The organism is Gottfriedia sp. NPDC056225 (assembly GCF_042267765.1).
Lineage (GTDB): Bacteria > Bacillota > Bacilli > Bacillales > Bacillaceae_G > Gottfriedia.
The window spans coordinates 1-6244 of sequence record NZ_JBHJTJ010000099.1 but is presented as its reverse complement, the minus strand read 5'-3'; the positions used below and the strand labels follow the sequence as shown (position 1 = coordinate 6244).

The following is a 6244-nucleotide window of genomic DNA, read 5'->3' as shown; positions in this document are numbered from 1 at the left end:
CTTTTAAAGGCATAATAAATCCCCCTATAGTAGATTACCTATCCATTATAAGGGATAGGCTTTTTCCCGTGTCTACTATAAAGGGATAATATCAACTTAAACAGTCTTTTTTATATACAAATATCAACATTTTATTTTAACAGAGCCTATTTTAAAAAGAACACTACATCGATATATAGTGTTCTTTTTTACTTCTATTTAAATAGTCATATTATCGTTTTACACGAATTTCTAATTCTTCAAGCTTAAGTGATAATTTTTCTTCATCAATCTTAATTTCTAAGTCCTCAAAAGTATATTCAGCAAAGTGAGGAATATCAATTGTAATCGCAGATAGCTCTTTGCTAATAAAAGTTGAGTCTTTCCCAGCTTCTAATTTCTTTTTGTAGCGATTAAATTTAGCGTCAAGATTATCCATATTTTCATACAATTCTTCAACTGTGTTATAAATTTGAATTAATGGAATTGCCGATTTCTCTCCAACCCCAGGGCAACCAGGAATATTATCGCTAGAGTCACCTAATAATGCTTTTACATCAACCCATTGTTTCGGATGAATTCCGTAATCATTACTAAAGTGTTCTAAAGAATAAACGATTTCTCCCGTTTTTTGGGCAATGATTTGAGAAGTATGTTCATTAATTAATTGTAGCAGGTCTCGATCATTACTATAAATATAGCATTTATTTTTAACAGAATTAGACCAATGATTTGATAAAGTGCCAATTAAGTCATCAGCTTCGTAAGGTGCCATTTCCAGTTGAGCAATGCCGATTACTTCTAGTGCTGTTTTTAAAGTGAAAAATTGTTCAATAAGTGGCGATGGTAGTTCTCCACGAGTCGCTTTATAAAAATCATATTTATTTCGACGATCAGTTTCTTCACGCTTAACATCCCAAGTAACTGCAAGATGAGTAATTTCATGTTCTTTAATTAAGTTAAAAAGCTTTGGGATAAATACTCTTAATGCATTTATATAAACTCCATCTTTCGTTTTAGAAAGCTGCTCATCGCTTCTACCATAAGAAGTTGCAAAATAACCTCTACTTAATAAGTTAAAGCCATCAATTAATAATAAAGATTGATTTTCCATATTTATAAATCACCTAATATCTATTTATTTAATATAAAAATCATAGCATATTCTACTTAAAATGATAACTAATGTATTAATTCTAAATAGAACGAAAGATAAATTAACGTAAAATTCTGCAAAAATGTAAAAAGACATAAAACTTTAATTAAAATATTGAATTTTCTGTTTATTTATTAGTTGAATTTTACTATAATGAAATTTATATAAAAAATTGCAAAGGGTAGGTAGTAATATGGAGAAAGTAAAAAGTACTGTTAAAATCGAGGATATTTTAGTTGCCTATAATACGTTGAAAGAAGTTACGAACAAGACACCTTTGCAGATTAGTACGATGCTAAGTGAAAAATATGATTGTAACGTATTTTTAAAGCGAGAGGATTTACAAATAATCCGTTCATTTAAGCTTAGAGGTGCATATTACAAAATTAGCAATTTGTCTTATGATGAAAGACAAAAAGGAGTTGTTTGTGCTAGTGCGGGCAATCATGCTCAAGGGGTGGCATACACATGTAATCAATTACAGGTTTATGCAAAAATATTCATGCCATCAACTACACCAAATCAAAAAGTATCTCAAGTGAAATTCTTCGGGGGTCCATTTGTTGAAGTTATTTTAATCGGTGATACATTTGATATTGCTCATCAAAATGCTCAAACTTATTGTAATGAAAATCAAATGACATTCATTCATCCATTTGATGATCCAGATGTTATTGCAGGTCAAGGTACAGTAGCTGTTGAAATATTAAATGAAATTGATCGTCCAGTAGATTATTTATTCGTTGCGATCGGCGGCGGTGGATTAAGCTCTGGTGTTGGCACATACATAAAAGGTATAAGTCCTTCAACGAAAGTAATTGGAGTTGAACCAATGGGTGCGGCGTCAATGGCAGAATCAATTGCAAATGGAAGAGTTGTTTCATTACCTTCTATTGAAAAGTTTGTTGATGGCGCAGCGGTTGGCCAAGTTGGCTATTTAACTTATGAAATTTGTCGGGAAGTACTCAATCAAGTTGTTGCTATTCCAGAAGGTGAGATTTGTACAACCATATTAGAACTTTATAATAAAAACGCGATCATTGCTGAACCTGCTGGGGCAATGTCGATATCAGCTTTAGAATTATTTAAAGATGAAATAAAAGGTAAAAACGTCATTTGTATCGTCTCTGGAGGAAATAATGATATTGACCGACTTCAAGAAATTAAAGAAAGATCTTTAATACATGAAGGATTAAAGCACTATTTCATCATCAACTTCCCACAACGTTCTGGTGCATTACGTGAGTTCCTTGATAAAGTATTGGGGCCAAATGATGATATTACTAGATTCGAATACACTAAGAAAAACAATAAGGACAATGGCCCAGCATTAGTCGGAATTGAATTAGCAAACAAATCAGATTATAAAGCGTTGATTGAGCGAATGATTTGTCATGAAATTCAATTCATGGAAATCAATAACAACCCTACTTTATTTAATCTACTAATTTAAATGAATTGGGCAATTAGTGAAAAATTCCACAAGGTTAATCCTTGTGGAATTTTGTATTTTAAGTATTAAAAGTTCATCTGCTTACGCACAAATATTAGTTGTTTACGGAAGAATATCGATTACTTACATAAAATGATTATGAAATAAACGTAAATATTTGTGAGTTATGAAAAAATAACGCAAAGAATATGTAATACGCCCGAAAGTCAGTGATTTATGCCAAATATTAATAAAAATAAGCAGCGTATCATTTAAAATTAGCAGCGTATCAACAAACATTAACCTTATATCAACAAACATTAGACTTATATCAACAAAAATTAGCCTTATATCAACAAAAATCAGCAGTATATCAATAAAATTCATGACTTTATCAACAAAATTCATATTTTGTTCGCATTTCACACAAATATAAATTCTCTTAAAAAAAGAAAATCACCAACCTTGACTTTACGAATAAATTAAAATACAATATTTCTAGAAATACTGAAATAAGAGCTGGTCTTTGAAAGGAGGTCATAGTGGTGAACGATGATATTGCAGTAAGGGTATATAAAGCATTAGGAGAATCAACTCGATTGCAAATTGTAAAAGCACTTGCTAAGCAATCGGAATTAGCTTGTCTTGAAATGAAGAATCAAATAAAGGTATCGGCGAATTCTACATTGACACATCATTTAAAACCATTACTTGATTGCGGCTTACTTACTGTCCGCAAAGAAGGTACTTTCAGATACTATAGTTTACAAAGAGAAGTTTTGGAAAAATATGCACCCGCTTTACTTTAAAAATAAAGCGGTAAAATTTTATTTATTATTTCAGTATTTATAGAAATACCGAATAATAAAAGGGGGAACTGAATATGAGTTTAGAAAGTAAAGAAAAAACTAGTTGGGGAAAATTACAAAATGGATCAGAAAGTAAGCTTTTTGAATCTGTTAAAATAGGTGCGTTGAATTTACAAAGTCGTACAGCAATGGCTCCATTGACAAGATGCTTTGCAGATGATGAAACTGGTGTAGTTGGAGATGATGTTGTTGAATATTATCGCAAACGAGCTGCTGATGGAGTTGGATTGATTATTTCTGAAGGTACTGTTATTAGTCCACGCGGTAAAGGTTACCCTGGTGTTCCAGGTATTTATTCTAAGGAGCAAATTAATGCTTGGAAAAAGGTAACTGATGCTGTTCATAAAGAAGGAGGCACAATGATTTCACAAATCTGGCACGTAGGACGCCTATCTCATCACGAGCTAGCTGGAAACATGCCACCTCAAGCACCATCAGCAATTCGTGCAGAAGGTTTAGTTTCTCGATATCGTAAGCCATATGATATTCCTGAAGCGATGACGTTAGAGGATATTAAAGAAGTAATTAATCAATATGCTCAATCAGCTAAAAATGCAATTGAAGCGGGCTTTGATGGTGTTGAAATTCATGCTGCACACGGATACTTAATCGATCAATTTAACTCTGATATTACAAATAATCGTACCGATCAATATGGTGGCGATCTCCCACAAAGATTAACATTTATGAAAGAAGTTATAAAAGCTGTTATCGAAGCAATTGGTACTGAGAGAACGATGATTCGCTTTTCTGCACATAAAGCTGATATTCCAGGATATATGTGGGAGGATCCTGAATACGCTATTCGCACGTTTATTGAAGCATTCAAAGAAGTTGGTGCAACTTTATTACATCCATCAATTATGCAATTTGATCGTGTACTTGCAGATGGTAAAACGATGCATCAGCTTGTACGAAAATACTGGGATGGAGCGATTGTTGGAGTAGGAACAATAGATCCTGAAATGGCAGAAAAAGCTATAATTGAAGGAACAATCGATGTTGCTGCGTTCGGCCGTCCATTAATTTCTAATCCAGATCTTTTACACCGTTTGAAAAATGGCGAAGAAATTGAAGAATATGATGCTAAAAAGCATCTAAATAGTTTAATCTAATTTTTGTAAATAAAAAGGAAGCTTATTAGTAGCTTCCTTTTCTAAAAATCTTTATTTCGGTATTTATAGAAATACGAAATTAATTCGAAAGGAATTAAATTATGTCTACTAATGGGAAAATTTATATTTTAGCAATGATTAGTTTTTTAGTTGGAACTTCACAGTACGTTATATCTGGTATTTTAGATAAAATAGCAAATCAACTAGGTATATCCATTGAAGCGGCAGGCCAATTAATTACTGTCTATTCATTAATCTATGCAATCGGTACACCAATATTAATGGCGGTATTTGCAAAAATGGAACGCCGAAAGTTACTTTTATTTTCTTTAAGCGTATTTATAGTAGGAAATTTAATTGCAATGATCGCACCAGGGTACAGTTTATTTATGGTTGCACGCATCGTTATGGCTTTAAGTGCTGGTGTTACAGTTGTAACAGTACTAAGCTTAGCTGCTAAAATTGCACAACCAAATAAAAAGGCAAGTTCCATTGCAACAGTTGTCATGGGGTTTACAGCTTCATTAATTATAGGTGTTCCAATTGGGAGATTTGTTGCATCTGCATATGATTGGAAATTAGTCTTTCTTGGAGTTGCAATATTCGTACTACTTGCTTTAGTAGTTATTATTAAAACAATCCCAAAAACTCACGGTGATCAACCAATTCCATTATTACAGCAAATTGGAATGTTTAAAAAACCAAAAATTGCATTAGCTCTATCCATTACGTTTTTCTTAATGAGCGGGTACGGAATTGTTTTTACTTATTTATCACCTTATCTTGTTCAAACTACTGGAATGAGCGATCACGTTTTAAGTTTTGCTTTACTAATACTAGGAATAGCAAGTTTAATTGGATCTAAGTTCGGCGGATTTAGTGCAGACAAGTGGGGGATTACACTTACTTTAAAACGAGGACTTGTACTTAATATTTTATCAATCATTTTATTAACTTTTATAACTAGTTCAATTAATACTGTAATCATTATTCTTACATTATGGTCATTTGCTGGTTGGTCATCAGGAGCAACACAACAATTCAACTTAGCTACGATTTCACCAAAATCATCCGATGTTTTATTAGGATTAAACCAATCAATGATGCAATTAGGCTTTGCTTTTGGTGCTGCTATCGGAGGACTTGCAGTTAGTCAATTGTCCATCAGTTCAATTACTTGGATGGGCTCAATTCCTGTTATTATTTCTTTGATCATAACATTTGTATTATCACAATACTTAATGACTGAAAAGAAAGCTAGACAAAGTGTTGGAAAACAAATAAGAGCTTAGTTTGAGCGAATAAGAAATTTAATTATTTTTAGTATTGTAAAAAAGTAAATTTAACTCTTAGTCAACATTGTAGTCTAAGAGTCTTGTAATGGAAATCAATATTATAATACTCCCTTTACGAAAAATTGATTATTAATTGATAAGCTTATTTTTCAATACCTTTAGGCCACAAAATGTGGTCTTTTTTCTTTTTGGTTATGTTCTTAAATCTCCTTATATGTTTTACTAAAAAAACAAAACTTTTAATATTGGAATTATATGAATTTTTATAATAATTTAAATTCAACCTTTTTCAAATAAATTTTGTATAAAAGTATTCCTAATGCTTTGTAACCGATTTATAATTGTATTCGGAAAGCCTCAAATTAACGATTTGTGAACTATACATATTTCTTTAAACT

Annotated in this window: 5 protein-coding genes; 4 read left to right on the top strand and 1 reads right to left on the bottom strand. The window is 31.8% G+C overall.

The window, feature by feature from the left end; all coding sequences use genetic code 11:
- Nucleotides 1-211 precede the first annotated feature (211 nt).
- Nucleotides 212-1093: a 5'-3' exonuclease gene (locus tag ACFCYN_RS24820; protein WP_375952699.1), complete on the bottom strand. Its 882-nt coding sequence runs from the start codon at nucleotides 1091-1093 to the stop codon at nucleotides 212-214.
- A gap of 235 nt (nucleotides 1094-1328) precedes the next feature.
- Here ACFCYN_RS24820 and ilvA point away from each other — a divergent pair, with 235 nt between their 5' ends.
- The 4 genes from ilvA to ACFCYN_RS24800 all read left to right on the top strand — a co-directional run bounded on the left by ilvA (nucleotide 1329) and on the right by ACFCYN_RS24800 (nucleotide 5843).
- On the top strand, nucleotides 1329-2588 hold the full coding sequence (gene ilvA, locus ACFCYN_RS24815) for a threonine ammonia-lyase IlvA (protein ID WP_172445098.1): 1260 nt from the start codon (nucleotides 1329-1331) through the stop codon (nucleotides 2586-2588).
- A 524-nt stretch (nucleotides 2589-3112) separates the two neighbouring features.
- Nucleotides 3113-3376, top strand: a complete 264-nt coding sequence (locus ACFCYN_RS24810) for an ArsR/SmtB family transcription factor (RefSeq protein WP_172445097.1) — start codon at nucleotides 3113-3115, stop codon at nucleotides 3374-3376.
- Nucleotides 3377-3450: 74 nt separating this feature from the next.
- Entirely contained in the window at nucleotides 3451-4551 is a 1101-nt protein-coding gene (locus tag ACFCYN_RS24805; protein ID WP_375952695.1) for an alkene reductase, read from the top strand.
- Between the two features lie 101 nt (nucleotides 4552-4652).
- A complete protein-coding gene (locus tag ACFCYN_RS24800) occupies nucleotides 4653-5843 on the top strand; it encodes an MFS transporter (RefSeq protein ID WP_172445095.1) in 1191 nt (396 codons plus the stop codon).
- Nucleotides 5844-6244: the final 401 nt, after the last annotated feature.